The 14659-nt window shown below is 62.2% G+C and carries 13 protein-coding genes; 6 read left to right on the top strand and 7 right to left on the bottom strand.

Annotation, left to right across the window (positions count from 1 at the left end; translation table 11 throughout):
- Positions 1 to 45: 45 nt before the first annotated feature.
- The 5 genes from PG898_RS06345 (at position 46) to PG898_RS06325 (ending at position 5102) form a co-directional block, all read left to right on the top strand.
- Positions 46 to 1662: an ABC transporter substrate-binding protein gene (locus PG898_RS06345; RefSeq protein WP_043133600.1), complete on the top strand. Its 1617-nt coding sequence runs from the start codon at positions 46 to 48 to the stop codon at positions 1660 to 1662.
- Positions 1647 to 2657, top strand: coding sequence for an ABC transporter permease (locus PG898_RS06340; RefSeq protein WP_043133602.1), 1011 nt, complete (start codon positions 1647 to 1649; stop codon positions 2655 to 2657). The genes PG898_RS06345 and PG898_RS06340 overlap by 16 nt, the downstream gene beginning before the upstream one ends.
- Positions 2647 to 3465, top strand: a complete 819-nt coding sequence (locus PG898_RS06335) for an ABC transporter permease (protein WP_043133605.1) — start codon at positions 2647 to 2649, stop codon at positions 3463 to 3465. Before PG898_RS06340 ends, PG898_RS06335 begins: the two co-directional genes overlap by 11 nt.
- A gap of 103 nt (positions 3466 to 3568) precedes the next feature.
- Positions 3569 to 4360: an ATP-binding cassette domain-containing protein gene (locus PG898_RS06330; protein ID WP_043133607.1), complete on the top strand. Its 792-nt coding sequence runs from the start codon at positions 3569 to 3571 to the stop codon at positions 4358 to 4360.
- 100 nt (positions 4361 to 4460) lie between these two features.
- Entirely contained in the window at positions 4461 to 5102 is a 642-nt protein-coding gene (locus PG898_RS06325; protein WP_043133608.1) for an ATP-binding cassette domain-containing protein, read from the top strand.
- Positions 5103 to 5484: 382 nt separating this feature from the next.
- Here the strand turns inward: PG898_RS06325 and hypB are convergent, their stop codons facing one another.
- On the bottom strand, positions 5485 to 6339 hold the full coding sequence (gene hypB, locus PG898_RS06320; protein WP_270823973.1) for a hydrogenase nickel incorporation protein HypB: 855 nt from the start codon (positions 6337 to 6339) through the stop codon (positions 5485 to 5487).
- On the opposite strand from hypB, the gene PG898_RS06315 reads away from it, so the two are divergent.
- A complete protein-coding gene (locus tag PG898_RS06315) occupies positions 6220 to 6618 on the top strand; it encodes a hypothetical protein (protein ID WP_270823974.1) in 399 nt (132 codons plus the stop codon). The two genes, hypB and PG898_RS06315, sit on opposite strands and share 120 nt — an antisense overlap.
- Here PG898_RS06315 and hypA read toward each other — a convergent pair.
- The 6 genes from hypA to kup all read right to left on the bottom strand — a co-directional run bounded on the left by hypA (position 6596) and on the right by kup (position 14083).
- Positions 6596 to 6937, bottom strand: a complete 342-nt coding sequence (hypA, locus tag PG898_RS06310; protein WP_010633719.1) for a hydrogenase maturation nickel metallochaperone HypA — start codon at positions 6935 to 6937, stop codon at positions 6596 to 6598. The two genes, PG898_RS06315 and hypA, sit on opposite strands and share 23 nt — an antisense overlap.
- A 69-nt stretch (positions 6938 to 7006) precedes the next feature.
- Positions 7007 to 8011, bottom strand: a complete 1005-nt coding sequence (hypE, locus tag PG898_RS06305; protein ID WP_043133613.1) for a hydrogenase expression/formation protein HypE — start codon at positions 8009 to 8011, stop codon at positions 7007 to 7009.
- On the bottom strand, positions 8008 to 9120 hold the full coding sequence (gene hypD / locus PG898_RS06300) for a hydrogenase formation protein HypD (protein WP_043133614.1): 1113 nt from the start codon (positions 9118 to 9120) through the stop codon (positions 8008 to 8010). Before hypD ends, hypE begins: the two co-directional genes overlap by 4 nt.
- Positions 9114 to 9365: a HypC/HybG/HupF family hydrogenase formation chaperone gene (locus tag PG898_RS06295; RefSeq protein WP_043133618.1), complete on the bottom strand. Its 252-nt coding sequence runs from the start codon at positions 9363 to 9365 to the stop codon at positions 9114 to 9116. Before PG898_RS06295 ends, hypD begins: the two co-directional genes overlap by 7 nt.
- A gap of 5 nt (positions 9366 to 9370) precedes the next feature.
- Positions 9371 to 11788 carry a carbamoyltransferase HypF gene (hypF, locus tag PG898_RS06290; RefSeq protein ID WP_043133619.1) on the bottom strand — a complete coding sequence of 806 codons (2418 nt, stop codon included), beginning with the start codon at positions 11786 to 11788 and terminating at the stop codon, positions 9371 to 9373.
- A 426-nt stretch (positions 11789 to 12214) separates the two neighbouring features.
- Positions 12215 to 14083 (bottom strand): low affinity potassium transporter Kup, encoded by a 1869-nt coding sequence (kup, locus tag PG898_RS06285; protein ID WP_043133621.1) that lies wholly within the window; start codon positions 14081 to 14083, stop codon positions 12215 to 12217.
- Positions 14084 to 14659: the final 576 nt, after the last annotated feature.

Here is a 14659-nt window from a genome sequence, read left to right as displayed (position 1 = left end):
TCTCGCGCTCTCGCACCCGGTGGCAACAGATGAAAAAGGAATGCTATGACCTTCCGAACGTATGATGCACGCGCCGCCGGGGCTTTGCTGGCCCTGCTATTGGGCGCCAGCCCCTTGGCGCAGGCCGCCCTCGCCACTGAGACCACCCCAGTTACCCAGCCGGTTCCTGCCGAACTCAAGCTCGCCATCGGCGCCGAGCCTACCGAAGGGTTTGACCCTCTGCTTGGTTGGAGTCACGGCAGCTACCTGCTGCTGCACAGCCCGCTGCTCAAGCAGAATGCAGACCTCAGTTGGCAGAATGTGCTCACCCAATCTGTGACCCCGAACCAGGATGGCAAGGGGTGGCTTATCACCCTCAAGCCCGACCTGAAATTCTCCAACGGCGCGCCGCTCACCGCCGAAGATGTGGCCTTTACCTACAAGAGCGCGGCCAGGGGCGGCGGCAAGATCGACATGGGCAACTTTGTCTCTGCCAAGGTGGTCTCGCCCACCGAGGTCGCCATAGTCTTAAGCGCCCCCCAGAGCACCTTCGTCAACGTGCTGGGATCCTTGGGCATAGTGTCAAAGCGGGATTACGATCCCAAGCGTTATGCCCGCGAGCCTGTCGGCGCCGGCCCCTACCGGCTGGTAAGCTTCCTGCCAGGCCAGCAGCTGGTGGTGGAGGCGAACCCCCATTACGCCGGTGGCAACAATGACTTCAAACGGCTGGTGTTTGTCTTTATCGATGAGGAGAGCGCCTATGCCGCCGCCCAGAGCAGCCAGCTCGATCTGGTGCGCATCCCCCCGTCGCTGGCGCCCACAGTGCCTGCCTCGCTCAAGCTCTGGGTTCGGCCGAGCGTGGAGAACCGCGGTATCGTCTTCCCCATTCCTGCAGCAGGTAAAAAAGACGCCAAAGGTTATGCCATCGGCAACGACGTGACCGCCGATGTGGCGGTGCGCCGCGCCATCAACTACGCCATCGACCGCAAGCTGCTGGCCGATCAGCTGCTGGAGGGGCACGCCATCCCTGCCTACAGCGCGGTGGAAGGCTTGCCCTGGCTAAACAAAGCCACCGCCTTCAAGGATGGCGATGCCGCCCATGCCAACGCCTTGCTCGACGAGGCCGGCTGGAAGATGGGCAGTGACGGCATTCGCCACAAGGGCTCCCTGCGCGCGGCCTTCACCCTCTGGTACACCAGTGGCGACAGCACCCGCCGGGATCTGGCGGAAGCTGTGCGAGCCATGCTCAAACCCATAGGTCTGGAGGTGAGCCTCAAGTCCGGCAGCTGGGAGCAGGTGGAGCGCGAGATGCACGCCAATCCGGTGCTGATGGGGTGGGGGAGCCTGGATCCCATGGAGCTCTATCACCACTACCAGAGCGGCGCCGGCGGCGTTGAGTTCTACAACCCCGGCTACTACAGCAACCCCGTGGTGGATGGCCACCTCAAGCAGGCGCTGGATGCCCCGAACTGGCAGGCGGCCGTGCCCTTCTGGCAGCAGGTGGAGTGGGATGGCAAGACAGGCGCCGGGGTGCAGGGGGATGCCGCCTGGGCCTGGCTGCTCAATGTGCAGCACACTTATCTCGCCAACCGCTGCATCGACCTTGGCAAGGGGGCGCCGGAGATCCACGGTAGCTGGTCTTTGCTCAACAACCTCTCCGACTGGCGGTGGACGTGCCGCTAAGTTCGCCCTTGAGCACGTCAGGTTATATCTTGCTAAAAGCCCTGCTGCGTCTGGCAGGGCTGTTATGTCTGGTCTCGGTCGCCACCTTTGTGCTGCTGAGCTACTCCCCCATTGACCCCATCAAGGCCTATATCGGCAACGACCTGCTCCATGTGCCGCCGGAGCAGTACGCCCGCATTGCCGCCCGCTGGGGGCTGGATCAGCCGCTGTGGCTGCGCTACTGGCACTGGTTCAGCCAGGTGCTGCAGGGGGATCTCGGCTACTCCATGCTCTATAACGCGCCTGTGGGTGAGGTCATTGGCCAGCGCTTTGCTGCCTCCTTCCTGCTGCTGGCGGGCGCCTGGCTGCTCTCCGGCTTGTTCGGCATTTTGCTGGGCCTCTGCGCCGGTCGCTATCTCAACCGCTGGCCCGATCGCCTTATTTGCCGCTTCGCCTACCTGCTCGCTTCCTTGCCGACCTTCTGGGTCGGCTTGTTGCTGTTGGCCCTGTTTGCGGTGCACTGGCCGATACTGCCGGTCTGCTGCGCCTGGACGCCGGGGCTCTCTGCCGATGAGGCGGACTGGCTGATGCGGTTGCGTCATCTGCTGCTGCCGGTGACCACCCTGGCGCTGCTCGGGGTTGGCAATATTGCTCTGCATACCCGGGGGCGGGTGGCCGAGGTGCTGGAGAGCGACTTTATCCGCTACGCCCGCGCTCAGGGGGATGGCGGCTGGCCCATGCTGCGTTTTCATGTGCTGCGCCACGCCCTGACTCCGGCGCTCTGCCTGCAGTTTGCCTCGCTGGGTGAGCTGATTGGCGGATCCCTCTTGGCAGAGAAGGTTTTCTCCTACCCGGGGCTCGGGCAGGCCACCGTGGATGCGGGGCTGAGGGGGGATATTCCCCTTCTGATGGGCATAGTGCTCTTCTGCACCCTGCTGGTCTTTATTGGCAACACTGTGGCCAGTTTGCTGCTGGCCCGCATCAATCGGGGCTGGGAGGGTGAGCATGCTGTTTAATCCGCTTCCCTCAATATTGCGCCTTGGTGTGGCCCTGATCGGACTGGCGCTGCTGGCCGCCTACGGCTGGAGCTTGTCGGCTCAGGATGTGCCGATGGATCTGCTGGCGCGCCAGCAGCCTCCCTCGCTGGCCCACTGGTTCGGCACCGATCAGATGGGGCGGGATCTCTGGTTGCGGGCCTTTCAGGGTACCCTCACCAGTCTGGAGCTGGGCATCAGCACGGCGCTGTGCAGTGGTCTGCTGGCCATGGTGGCGGCCAGTGTTTCGCTCATCCACCCCAGATGCGATCTGGCGGTGCGGCTGCTGATCGATGCCATGCTGGCGTTGCCCCATATGCTGCTGCTGATCCTGATCTGCTTTACCGTGGGGGGTGGCATGCGCGGGGTGATCCTGGCGGTGGCGCTCACCCACTGGCCCAAGCTGGCGCTCATTCTCTGCGCCGAGGCGCGGCGGATCGCCTGCAGCGACTATGTGGTGCTGGCCCGCTGTCAGGGGATGGGAGCACTGCGTCGCTGGCGCACCCACCTACTGCCGGGGTTGTTGCCCCAGTGGTTTATCGGCACCCTGCTGATGTTTCCCCATGCGGTGCTGCACAGCGCGGCCTTGAGTTTTCTCGGCTTTGGCCTAGCGACCCACGAGGCCTCCCTTGGCCTGCTGCTGGCCGATGCCTTGCGTTATCTGGCTGGTGGCGGCTGGTGGCTGGCCCTCTTCCCGGGGCTGATGTTGCTGGTGCTGGTGTTGCTGTTTGATCAGGCTACCCGTGCCCTGCAACAACTCTGGTTTGGGTTTGGGGGAGAACCATGCTGAGTTTTGAAAGCGCCATCTGGCGTCAGCACAGTCTGGCTGGCGCTGCTGTTCGCTCAGATGACTCGCGGGCCCTGCAACAGCTGCTGTGGCACAGGAGTGAAGCATGCTGAGTTTTGACCATGTGACCATAGAGGCGGCCCACTACTCCTGGCTGGGGCGGCGCAGCTGGCAGCCATTGCTGACCGATATCAGCCTGCAACTGGCGCCGGGGGAGATAGTGGCGCTGGTGGGGGGGAGCGGCGAGGGCAAGAGCCTGCTGCTGCAAAGCGCCCTGACCCTGCTGCCGGATAACCTGCGGATGCGCGGCTCCATCTCCCTCGATGGCGTGCCCCTGTGCGACGCCAGCCGTGCCCGCCTGCGCGGCCACACCCTCTGCTATGTGCCGCAGGGGGTGAGCGCCCTCAATCCGCTGCTGACGGTGGAGCGCCAGCTGGGCCGGGCGGCTCGTCTCTGCGGCCAGAACGGTTCCCGCGAACGGCTCGGCCAGCAGTTGCAGCGCTACCAGCTGCCCGCTGCCACCCTGGACCGCTATCCGCGCCAGCTCTCCGGTGGTATGGCCAAGCGCATTCTGGCCTGCACCGCGGCCCTTGGCTGCGCCCGCTACATTCTGGCGGACGAGATCACCGCCTGGCTCGATGAAGGACTGGCCTGTCTGCTGCTCGGCCAGTTGCGTGAATTGGCCAATCAGGGCAGCGGTATCCTCTGGGTCACCCACGATCTGGCGCTGGCGGCCCGTTTTGCCGATCGCATCGTGGCGCTGCATCAGGGGCAGGTGAGCGATACCTTGAGCAGCCACCATCTGCGCCAAGGGCTGGGGAGCGAGATGCTCCGCGCCCACTGGCAGGCTCTGCCGGAGTTCAACGCGCTCTTTCCTGCTACGTCGGAGGTCTCCTGATGATTGCTTCTCTGAGACAGGCTGTGTGTGGCGCGGCAGATATCCAGTGGCAGGCGCTGCCGGAATTCAACGCACTCTTCTCTGTGCCGGAGGTCTCCTGATGTTTGAAGTACGGGATCTCACCATCGCCCAAGGGGAACGCCCCCTCTGGCAGGGGTTGTCGCTGACGGTGAAAGCGGGCGAACGGCTCGGCATCTCTGCCCCAAGCGGTTATGGCAAGACCACGCTGGGGCGGGTATTGGCGGGTTGGCAGCCTGTTCGGGGAAGCGGAGAGATACGGCTGGATGGGCAGCCGGTGCCTGAACAGGTAAAAGGCTATAACACCATCCAGCTGGTGCCCCAGCACCCCGAACTCACCTTCAATCCCTATCGCACCACCGGGCAGGCGCTCTGGGATGTATGGCGTCCCGATGAGGCCATGTTGGCCCGCTTTATGGTCAAGCCTGAATGGCTTGGTCGCAAACCCGGTCAGCTCTCCGGTGGCGAGCTGGCCCGCATCGCGCTGCTGCGCGCCCTCGATCCCCGCACCCGGTTGCTTATTGCCGATGAGGTGACTGCCCAGCTGGATCCGCAAATCCAGCGCCAGCTTTGGCAGGAGCTGATGCACGAGTGCGAGCAGCGAGGTCTCGCCATGGTGATCTTCAGTCACCAGCAGGCACTGCTGCGCCAGATCTGCCATCGGGTGCTGCGCTTTGGTGAGGCGCCTCTTGCGCTGGATGTATTGGCTGAAAGCGCGGCCTGATAGTTATTTTCCCCTCATCCCCAACCCTTCTCCCGCAAGGGGAGAAGGGGGCAGACGGTGCCATCTCGCCGGGCTAGTGGTTTGTGAGACAGGGCGGGTTGTTATGCTGGCTGACCCTCTCAGGGGGCGAATATTTCGAGCATATTGCCAGCATCCACGCATAGGTTTCCCTTTCCCTGTTGAGACAGAAGAGAAGAATGCGATATCCACCAACCGGTTCCCTCTCCCTGGGGGGAGGGCCAGGGTGAGGGGACGCGAGTATGAAACGCTGGCCATTCTGTAAAGAGAGAACCGTTGGCAAAGTGCGCAGATAAAAGAGAGGGAGGCATCAGCCTCCCTCTCTTTTATCTGCCGTTAGCAACGACGTTTAACCGGTTCAGGTTCAGGCGCTGGCCAGCCAGCTCAGCCAGGCATCCATCCCTTCGCCTGTGGTGGCGCTGACCTGGATCACCTGGATATAGGGGTTGACCCGTTTGGCGTTCTCGATGCAGCGGGCCACGTCAAAACTGACGTAGGGCAGCAGATCGATCTTGTTGATCACCATCAGTTGGGCGGCGGCAAACATGTCCGGATATTTGAGGGGCTTCTCTTCTCCTTCGGTGACGGAGAGGATCGCCACCTTGTACTTCTCGCCGAGATCGAAGCTGGCGGGACAGACCAGATTGCCCACGTTCTCGATAAAGAGGATGCCCCCTTCATTGGCAGGTAGCTGGTGGCAGGCATCGTGGACCATTTTGGCATCCAGATGGCAGCCCTTGCCGGTGTTAATCTGCACGGCCGGTACACCTGTGGCACGAATGCGATCCGCATCGGCGCTGGTCTGTTGATCCCCCTCGATCACCGCGCAGGGGCGTTTGTCGGCCAGTTGGCGCAGGGTTTCGCACAGCAGGGTGGTCTTGCCTGAACCCGGGCTGGATACCAGATTGAGCACCAGCTGGGCCGCTTCGTCGAAGTGTTCGCGGTTGTGGACGGCCAGCGCATTGTTCTTGGCCAGCACGTCCATCTCGATGGCGATCAGCTGGCGCTGCCCCATGCCGGGTACCGACAATCCTGCTTCCCCTTTTCCATAGTGCAGGTCACCCTGCTGATGGTCATGGTCATGGTCATGGTCATGGTCATGGTCATGTTGATGTTCGTGGTCATGAGCATGGTGGTGCGGGTGGGCATGATCATGCTGATGGTCGTGGGGGTGATCATGATGGTGCTTGTGAGGGTGATCATGACCCTCTGCACCCATGGGTGCCCGTACGCCGTGGTAGTGATGATGGACATCACCCTGATGGTGGTAGTGGTGGTGAATGATCAGGGTGCGGGTTGCGCCTTGATCATGGGAATGTTCGTGATGGTGGCCGTGTTCATGGTCATGGTGATGTTCATGATCATGTTCATGTTCATGTTCATGTTCATGTTCGTGATGATGCTCATGATCGTGCTCATGATCGTGCTCATGGCCGGCGATCCGCGCCTGACCGCATCCGCATACGCTACACATATCAACTTACCTCGATGTCGGTGATGCGCAGGCTATCGCCCTGCGCGACTCGTAATTTGTATCCGCCACACCCGGGGCAGGCCTGCCCGCGCTCGGTGAGGGTGACCGTCTGGTTGCAGTCGTAACACCAGGCCTCTGCCGCCTGGTGCTGAAAGTGAAGCTGGGCCCCTTCGACGGCGGTGCCCTTGGCGGCCGCCTCGAAACAGAAGGCAATGGTGTCCGGGTCGACGCAGGAGAAGCTGCCGACCTCGAGCCAGAGGGCGGTCACCTTGGTAAAGCCCCGCTGGGTGGCCTGTTCGGCCGCCAGATCGATGGCAGCCATGGCCAGAGACATTTCGTGCATGGTGGCTCCTTAACCGATATGGGGAGGAGCAGTGACTCCTCCCTGTAATTGACGGAACGGCATGGCCGCTCAACAGATCCGCGGCAGCAGTTCTCCTTGCGGCAGCTCCAGATAACGGCGGCTGCCCCAGGGGTTGTTGAGGATCACTTTGTGGCGATCGCTCGCCTGCACCACGCCGATCTGGCTGGCTGCTGGGTTGAACTGCCGCAAGATGCCCAGCGCGTCCTGCGCCTGTTCGGCAGGCAGGGCCAGCACCATGGTTCCTTCATTGGCGAGATCATGGGGCTCGAAACCGTAGAGCTCGCACAGGCCGCGCACCGGATCGCACACCGGAATGGCGGACTCCTCCAGCTCGATGGCAACACCGGAGGCGCTGCTCCACTCGTTGAGCACGGCGGCAAGGCCACCGCGGGTGGCGTCGCGCAGGGCGTGAGGGGTAATACCAGCTTTAAGCAGCGCTTCGACCTGCGGCCAGAGGGTGGTGCAGTCGCTCTTGAGATCAGAGCCCAGTTGCAGGGCGTCGCGGGCCATCAGGATGCAGGCGCCGTGGCTGCCGATATCCCGCGACACCAGAATGGCGTCACCGGCTTTGAGGTTGCGTACCGAGATGCCCCGGCTCTGCTCAGGCAACGGGAAGGTGCCGACCCCGCTGGTGTTGATAAAGATCTTGTCGGCCGCCCCCTTGGGCACCACCTTGGTGTCGCCGCAGACGATACGGGCGCCGCTGTTGGCAAGCTCTGCTGCCATCGACTCGACGATGCGGGCGAGATCGGCGTAGGGGCAGCCCTCCTCGATGATAAAGCTGCAGCTCAGATACTCGGGCTTGGCCCCCATCATGGCGAGATCGTTGACCGTGCCGGCGATTGCCAGCTTGCCGATATCACCCCCCTCGAAGAAGAGCGGCGAGACGGTAAAGCTGTCGGTGGTGAAGGCGACGGGGCCGCTTACCGGCAGCAGGGCGGCATCCTCACCGCGCAGCAGGATCTCGTTGCCAAAGTGGCGAAAGAAGAGCTGGTTGATCAGCTGGTTCATTTCCACACCGCCGCCACCGTGGCTTAACTGAATTTCTCTCATTGGATCCCCATATATCGGTAGTAGGCATTGCAGGCCCCTTCGGAGCTGACCATGCAGCTGCCCATGGGCTGGGTCGGGGTGCAGCCCCGGCCAAAGACTTTGCACTGGTTCGGTTTGGCCAGCCCGCGCAGAATATCGGCGCACTGGCACGCCTTGTGGTCATCGATGGGGGCCTGATTGAGTGCAAAGTGACGCTCCGCATCGCGCTTGGCAAACGCATCGCGCAGGCGCAGGGCCGAGGCGTTGATATCCCCCAGACCACGCCAGCGAAAGTGCTCGCGGGTCTCGAAAAAGCGCTCGACCAGCCGCTGGGCGGCTTTATTGCCGCCGGCGGTGACGGCGCGGCTGTACTGCACCTCCAGGGCGTAGCGACCCTCCACCTTCTGGCGCACCATCATCAAGAGTGCCTCCATCACATCCACCGGCTCGAAGCCGCTCACCACCACCGGCACCTGATAGCGTTGGACTATGGGCAGGTAGATATCGGCGCCTGTGATGACGCTGACGTGGGAGGGGCCGATAAAGGCGTTCACCTTGGCAACCCCGTCGGCCATCACAGCGTGAATGGCGGGGGGCACCAGCACATGGTTGATATGAAACAGCAGGTTATCGATCCCTTGATCTTCAGCGGCAGCCAGCAGCGCCGCTGTCATCGGGGTAGAGGTCTCGAAACCGATGGCGAAGAAGACCACGGTTTTGTCCGGATTCTCTTTGGCGATACGCAGGGCATCGAGAGGGTCATAGACCGGGCGGATATCGCTCCCTTTTGCCCGCTGCTGGGCCAGCGTGCCTTGGGAGCCCGGCACCCGGATCATGTCCCCCAGGGTGACCAGAATAACGCTGGGCTGGCTAGCCAGCTCGATGGCCTGATCGATGCGTTCTTTGGGCATGATGCAGACCGGGCAGCCGGGGCCGTGGACGAACTCGATGCTGGCTGGCAGCAGCTGATGCAGGCCGTACTTCATGATGGTGTGGGTATGGCCGCCACACACCTCCATCACCCGCAGCGGATCGGGCAGATCTTTAGCGAGTTCAGTGATCTGGGCGGCGAGGGCGCGGATCACCTCGGGCTGACGAAAGCCCTGAAAGAGATCATTCAAGGTCAGCATGGCAAGATATCCTGGTTGGGCATCAGGGCCACCATCTGGCGGAAGCTCTCTAGGCTGGCCTGCGCCTCCTCTTCGTCAATCTTGCTCATCACAAAGCCGATATGGAGCAGCACATAGTCGCCAATGTTGAGAGGCTCTTCGAGCAGCATGCAGCTGACGCGCCGCTGCACCCCCAGGGTGTCGACGGTGACGCAGTTATCTTCGGGGTGCAGCTGCACCACCTGAGAGGGGATGGATAGACACATGGATTTCAGGACTCCGACAAGGTGGCACAACCGGTGGTGACAGGCTGGTGCGTGGCAAGATGGTGGATGGCAAACCAGAGCTGACCGGCGGCGATGCCACCGTCATTGAGCGGCAGGGTTTCGCTGGTCAATGCCTGCCGGCCGGCCGCTTCGAGAGCGGGTACCAGCTGGTCCATCAGCACCCGGTTTTGAAAGACGCCGCCCCCCAGCGCCACCGGATAGCCGGGGAAGCGCTCGGTCAGGGCGATGACCAGATTGCTGATGGCGCGGATAAAACCGGCGGCCAGGCTGGCAGTTGAGGTGCATTTGCGCCGCTCGCTGACAAGGGTATGGATCAGCTCTGCCCACTCGATCTGCAGCGGCCCTTCCGCTGATTGGCTGAGATCAAAGGCCAGGGGGAAGGGCGCTTCATCGGGGGCCAGCTGCAAGGCGGCCGCCTCCAGCAAGAGTCCCGCTTCACCCTCGTAATCCGGGGTATCGATCACCCCCAAGAGTGCCGCCACCGCATCGAACAGCCGGCCGATGGAGCTGGTGTAGGGGGCGTTGCGACCCAGCTGCCAGAGCTGGTGAAGATTGCTGATCCGCCCAGCGGGCAGTTGCTTGATCGCCGGAATATCGAGGGCGCTGATCTCCTCCACGCTATAGGATTCGAACAGCAGCCCCAGCAGCTGGCGTATCGGTTCGCGGATGGCTGCCTCGCCGCCGATCAGCTTGAAGGGCTGGAGGTGGGCAACGCGCTCGAAGCCCTTCACATCGGCCAGCAGCAGCTCGCCACCCCAGAGAGTGCCGTCATCGCCAAGGCCGGTGCCGTCAAAGGCAAAACCCAGCACCGGACCCCTGATGTCATGCTCCGCCATCACTGCCAGCAGGTGTGCGTGATGGTGCTGTATCTCGAGATGGGTTGCACCCTGATCGCGGCAATAGCCCTTGGCCCACTGGTGGCTGAGGTAGCCGGGGTGGCGATCCGAGACCAGCAGTTCGGGTGTGAGATCGTAGAGATCGCGAAAGGTCGCCAGGGTCTGCTCGAAGTGCTCCTGCATCGGCAGGCTGTGCAGATCGCCGATATAGGGGCTGTAGATGCGCTGGCGGCCGAAGGCGAGCGCCAGCTGGTTCTTCTGCTGCGCGCCGACTGCCAGCAGCGGCACCTTGACCGCCTCTTTCAGACTGGGGGTGCAGGGGGCATAACCCCGGGCCAGCCGCAATGTCTGGCGCCGCCCGCCCGCCCACTGCACCAGACTATCGTCGCACGGGTGCAGGATGGGGCGGTTGTGATCCAGGATGCCGTCAATCTCGCTGCCGAGTTCCCTGACCACCGCCTCGCAATCGACAAGGATCGGGCTGCCGCGACCATTGGCGCTGGTGGCCACCAGCGGCATGGCGCAGGCATCCAGCAGCAGCTGATGGAGCGGGGTATAGGGGAGCATGACGCCGAGGTAGGGGATGCCGGGGGCGATCCCCTCGGCCAGCGGCGCGGCAGATTGTTGCGATTCTGACGGCCGATCATCGTTTTTGCGTTTGCGCAGCAAGGTGATGGGTCTGGCCTGAGAGGCGAGCAGCTGCCACTCTTCTTCGCTGCCGGTGACATGCAATTTGGCCTCGGCAAGGGAGCCCATCATCACCGCCAGCGGCTTGCGCGCGCGCCGCTTGAGCATTCGCAATCTGGCAACACTCTGTTCATTGCGGGCATCACAGATCAGGTGATACCCCCCCATCCCCTTGACCGCGATAAGCTTGCCCGCTTGCAGGGCGATGGCGGCGGCCTGCAGGGCATCCTCGCGCTCGGCCAGCGCATCGCCGAGGCCGCTGCGCCAGCTGAGATGGGGCCCACACTCGGGGCAGCTCACCGGCTGGGCGTGGTAGCGTCTGTCCAGCGGGTTTTCATAGGCTGCCGCGCAGCGCGGGCACATGGCAAAGTCCGCCATGGCGGTATGGGGGCGGTCGTAGGGAAGGCGGCGGATGATGGTGTAGCGCGGGCCGCAGTGGGTACAGTTGGTAAAGGGGTAGTGGTGGTGGCGATCGTCGGGGTTGGCCACATCCTGGGCGCACGCCTCGCACATTCCCTGATCTGGCGAGATGGCGACCGTGGCGGCGCTCTGCTGCTGGCTGGCTTTAATTCGAAACTGGCCATGAAATTGGCCATCGAAGTCGGGATCATGAGCGAGGGGCAGTTCCCGCTCGCTGAAGTGATCGATGCGGCTCAGCGGCGGCGCCAATTCCCGCAGTTCGCGGGCAAAGCGGGCGAGCTGCTCAGGCGATCCTTCGGCGCCAATAGTGACACCGTTGGCGTCGTTCAAGACATAGCCGGTAAGGCCATGGCGCAGCGCCAACCCATAGACGAAGGGGCGAAAGCCGACCCCCTGTACGATGCCGTCGATATGAAATTCGCGGCGCAATCGGGTGCTCGTCGGGGTCTGGGTCGTCATGGCGCCACCCTGAAGGGGGTCAGACTGGGCCAGATGGCGATCATCTTGAGGGGTGTCATGTGATATCGAACTCCCATCTGCAGGCCTGCTACCACGGCGCCGGCCATTGGGTACAACGGGCAGGGGCAGGGGCAGGACAGGAATGCAATGCGCAGGGTTACAACGGGCTGCGTCTCGATAGCGGGGGCGTAGCCTGGGCAGGGGAGGGGGCCTCTCATCCTGCCGCGGGGGCCAAGTTTACCGGGGCTCTTGTCGCCATTACCTTGATCTCGCACCGGTTTGAGTGCCAGACGCGACGCTTCTTTGCGATCCTGTGAGGGTGGCCACGCCCATTGACGGGAGAAGTCACCCGTTAGGGGAAATGAAGAAGGGAGGCGAAGCCTCCCTTTTGTGTGTCATGGCCGCGAGCATGATGCCCCTATGCCATCAGATATCCACCTGAGAGCCCAGCTCTATCACCCGGTTGGGCGGGATCTCGAACTGATCCGGCGCCCGCAGGGCGTTGCGTTGCAGCAGCATAAAGAGCTTGCCGCGCAGATAGAGGTACCAGGGGCGCTCCTTCATGATCAGCGACTCGTGGGCCATGAAGAAGGATGTCTCCATCATACGGCAGCTCAGCCCCTCGGCGTTGCAGCGGTGGAAGATCTCCTCCACGTTCGGGGTCTCGCGCCAGCCGTAGCTCGCCACCACCCGCCAGAAGGTGGGGGAGAGCTGCTCAATGCAGACCCGGCGCACGTTGTGGACATAGGGTACATCCTCCACCTTCAGGGTGAGCAGGATGACGCGCTCGTGCAGCACCTTGTTGTGCTTGAGGTTGTGCAAGAGCGCATGGGGAATGACGTTGACCACCCGCGACAGATAGACGGCGGTGCCCGCCACCCGGGTCGGCGGGGATTTTTCCAGGGAAGCGATCATGGGCTTCAGCGAGTTGCCGTGCTCGTTCAGGCGGCGGATAAGCTGGAAGCGCTCGCTCTTCCAGCTGGTCATCAGGGTGAACATGACGGCCCCCAGGGTGAGCGGCAGCCAGCCGCCGGAGAAGATCTTGGCGAGGTTGGCGGCAAAGAGCGGCACGTCGATGGCGAGCAGCAGGGCGAAGAGGGTGGCTACCAGCGGCTTGCGCCAGTGCCAGCTGTGGCGGGCCACCGAGCAGGAGAGGATGGAGGTGAGCACCATGGTGCCGGTGACGGCGATGCCATAGGCCGCCGCCAGGTTGCTGGAGTGCTCGAAGCTCATGATGACGATCACCACAGAGAGATAGAGCAGCCAGTTGATGACCGGAATATAGATCTGGCCGGACTCCTGCTCCGAGGTGTGCACGATGCGGATGGGGTTGAGATAGCCGAGTCGCACCGCCTGCCGGGTGAGGGAAAAGACCCCGGAGATCACCGCCTGGGAGGCGATGACGGTGGCCAGGGTCGCGAGCAGCAAGAGCGGTAGCAACGCCCACTTGGGCGCGAGCAGGAAAAAGGGGTTGGCGATGGCTTCGGGATTGCCGAGCAGCAGAGCCCCCTGGCCGAAGTAGTTGAGTACCAGGGACGGCAGCACCACCATAAACCAGGCACGGCGAATGGGGCTCTTGCCAAAATGCCCCATGTCCGCATAGAGCGCCTCCACCCCCGTGATGGCCAGCACCACGGCGCCGAGGGCAAAGAAGGAGGCGCTCTGGTAGGTCATGAAGAAGCGCAGCGCCCAGACCGGGTTGAGCGCCCCCAGCACCTCGGGGTGCTGGAGGATGCTGTTCAGGCCCAGCACCGCCAGGGTCAGGAACCAGATCAGCATGATGGGGGCAAACAGCTTGCCCACGGTGGCGGTGCCATGTTTCTGGATGGCGAACAGCAGGGTCAGCACCAGCACCGAGAGCGGCACTATATAGGGATCCAGGGAGGGGGCCGCTATCTTCAAGCCCTCAATGGCCGACATCACCGACATGGCCGGGGTGATCACCACCTCGCCATAGAAGAAGCTGCCGCCGACTAGCCCCAGGATGATCAGCACCGGCGTCCACTTGGCCGGGGTGTTGCGGGTGGCCAACGACATCAGGGTGAGTATGCCCCCTTCGCCCGCGTTGTCCGCCCGCATCACGAAGGAGAGGTACTTGACCGAGACCACCAGGATCAGCAGCCAGAAGATCAGGGAGAGAAAGCCCAGGATGGAGGCGGGCTCCACCCGGAAACCGAACTGGCCGGAGAGGCACTCGCGCAGGGTATAGAGCGGGCTGGTGCCGATATCGCCATAGACCACGCCGATCGCCGCCAGCATGACGCCGGACAGGGCGGGTTTGTTGTTACCGTTCATAAAGTTGTCTGTCAGTGTGAGGATGACAAGGCTGTCACCACAGGGACCCGAACACGCGAGGATCTCGGCGCACCGTTCAGGAGAATTCCGGGGTAGTGGTGGGGTAGGGGGTCAACTGGATATAAATAGGGGGCTCATCATGGACGCAGTCTGTTTATCTGCCATTCGGTGAATAATGACACAGAGTGAGCGGGTTTATGCTCAGGTATAAATAATCAAAAAGAGATGTCGGATGGGTTTATTAATTACTCGGTGACTGAATTGTCATATCGAAAGATAGGCAAGTGATTGTTTTATCTTAGGTTCTTTCCCCCAGTGCTCCCTGTCAATTCGTTCGAAAAAAAGCGATAAAGTACTGGCTAGGACGTTATCGGCACTTACGATAAAGAGCGAATGCCTAGGAGGCAATATAGTTTTTATTTTCCTTTGGTTTAGCTTGATTAAGCTAGGGAAGGTGCGAATAAGTCATATGGCACGAGAGCATTTACTGGTAACCCATTGATATTAAATGACTAAAATTTTCATTTTTTGTTCTTGGGATACTTGTTCGCACTTTCCCTAGGGATCTGTGTCGAA

Origin of the sequence: Aeromonas sp. QDB31, from assembly GCF_027707605.1 — a bacterium.
Classification (GTDB): domain Bacteria; phylum Pseudomonadota; class Gammaproteobacteria; order Enterobacterales; family Aeromonadaceae; genus Aeromonas; species Aeromonas media.
The sequence above is the reverse complement of the archived record's forward strand: the minus strand, read 5'-3'. Positions and strand labels throughout refer to the sequence as shown.

What these genes read in the sequence shown, in the direction of transcription:
- PG898_RS06295 (WP_043133618.1), bottom strand. Translation starts at nt 9,365, where the DNA reads ATGTGTCTATCCATCCCCTCTCAGGTGGTGCAGCTGCACCCCGAAGAT.
- hypA (WP_010633719.1), bottom strand. Translation starts at nt 6,937, where the DNA reads ATGCACGAAATGTCTCTGGCCATGGCTGCCATCGATCTGGCGGCCGAA.
- hypE (WP_043133613.1), bottom strand. Translation starts at nt 8,011, where the DNA reads ATGAGAGAAATTCAGTTAAGCCACGGTGGCGGCGGTGTGGAAATGAAC.
- hypB (WP_270823973.1), bottom strand. Translation starts at nt 6,339, where the DNA reads ATGGGTGCAGAGGGTCATGATCACCCTCACAAGCACCATCATGATCAC.
- PG898_RS06335 (WP_043133605.1), top strand. Translation starts at nt 2,647, where the DNA reads ATGCTGTTTAATCCGCTTCCCTCAATATTGCGCCTTGGTGTGGCCCTG.
- kup (WP_043133621.1), bottom strand. Translation starts at nt 14,083, where the DNA reads ATGAACGGTAACAACAAACCCGCCCTGTCCGGCGTCATGCTGGCGGCG.
- PG898_RS06315 (WP_270823974.1), top strand. Translation starts at nt 6,220, where the DNA reads ATGGTCATGTTGATGTTCGTGGTCATGAGCATGGTGGTGCGGGTGGGC.
- hypD (WP_043133614.1), bottom strand. Translation starts at nt 9,120, where the DNA reads ATGCTGACCTTGAATGATCTCTTTCAGGGCTTTCGTCAGCCCGAGGTG.
- hypF (WP_043133619.1), bottom strand. Translation starts at nt 11,788, where the DNA reads ATGACGACCCAGACCCCGACGAGCACCCGATTGCGCCGCGAATTTCAT.
- PG898_RS06345 (WP_043133600.1), top strand. Translation starts at nt 46, where the DNA reads ATGACCTTCCGAACGTATGATGCACGCGCCGCCGGGGCTTTGCTGGCC.
- PG898_RS06325 (WP_043133608.1), top strand. Translation starts at nt 4,461, where the DNA reads ATGTTTGAAGTACGGGATCTCACCATCGCCCAAGGGGAACGCCCCCTC.
- PG898_RS06330 (WP_043133607.1), top strand. Translation starts at nt 3,569, where the DNA reads ATGCTGAGTTTTGACCATGTGACCATAGAGGCGGCCCACTACTCCTGG.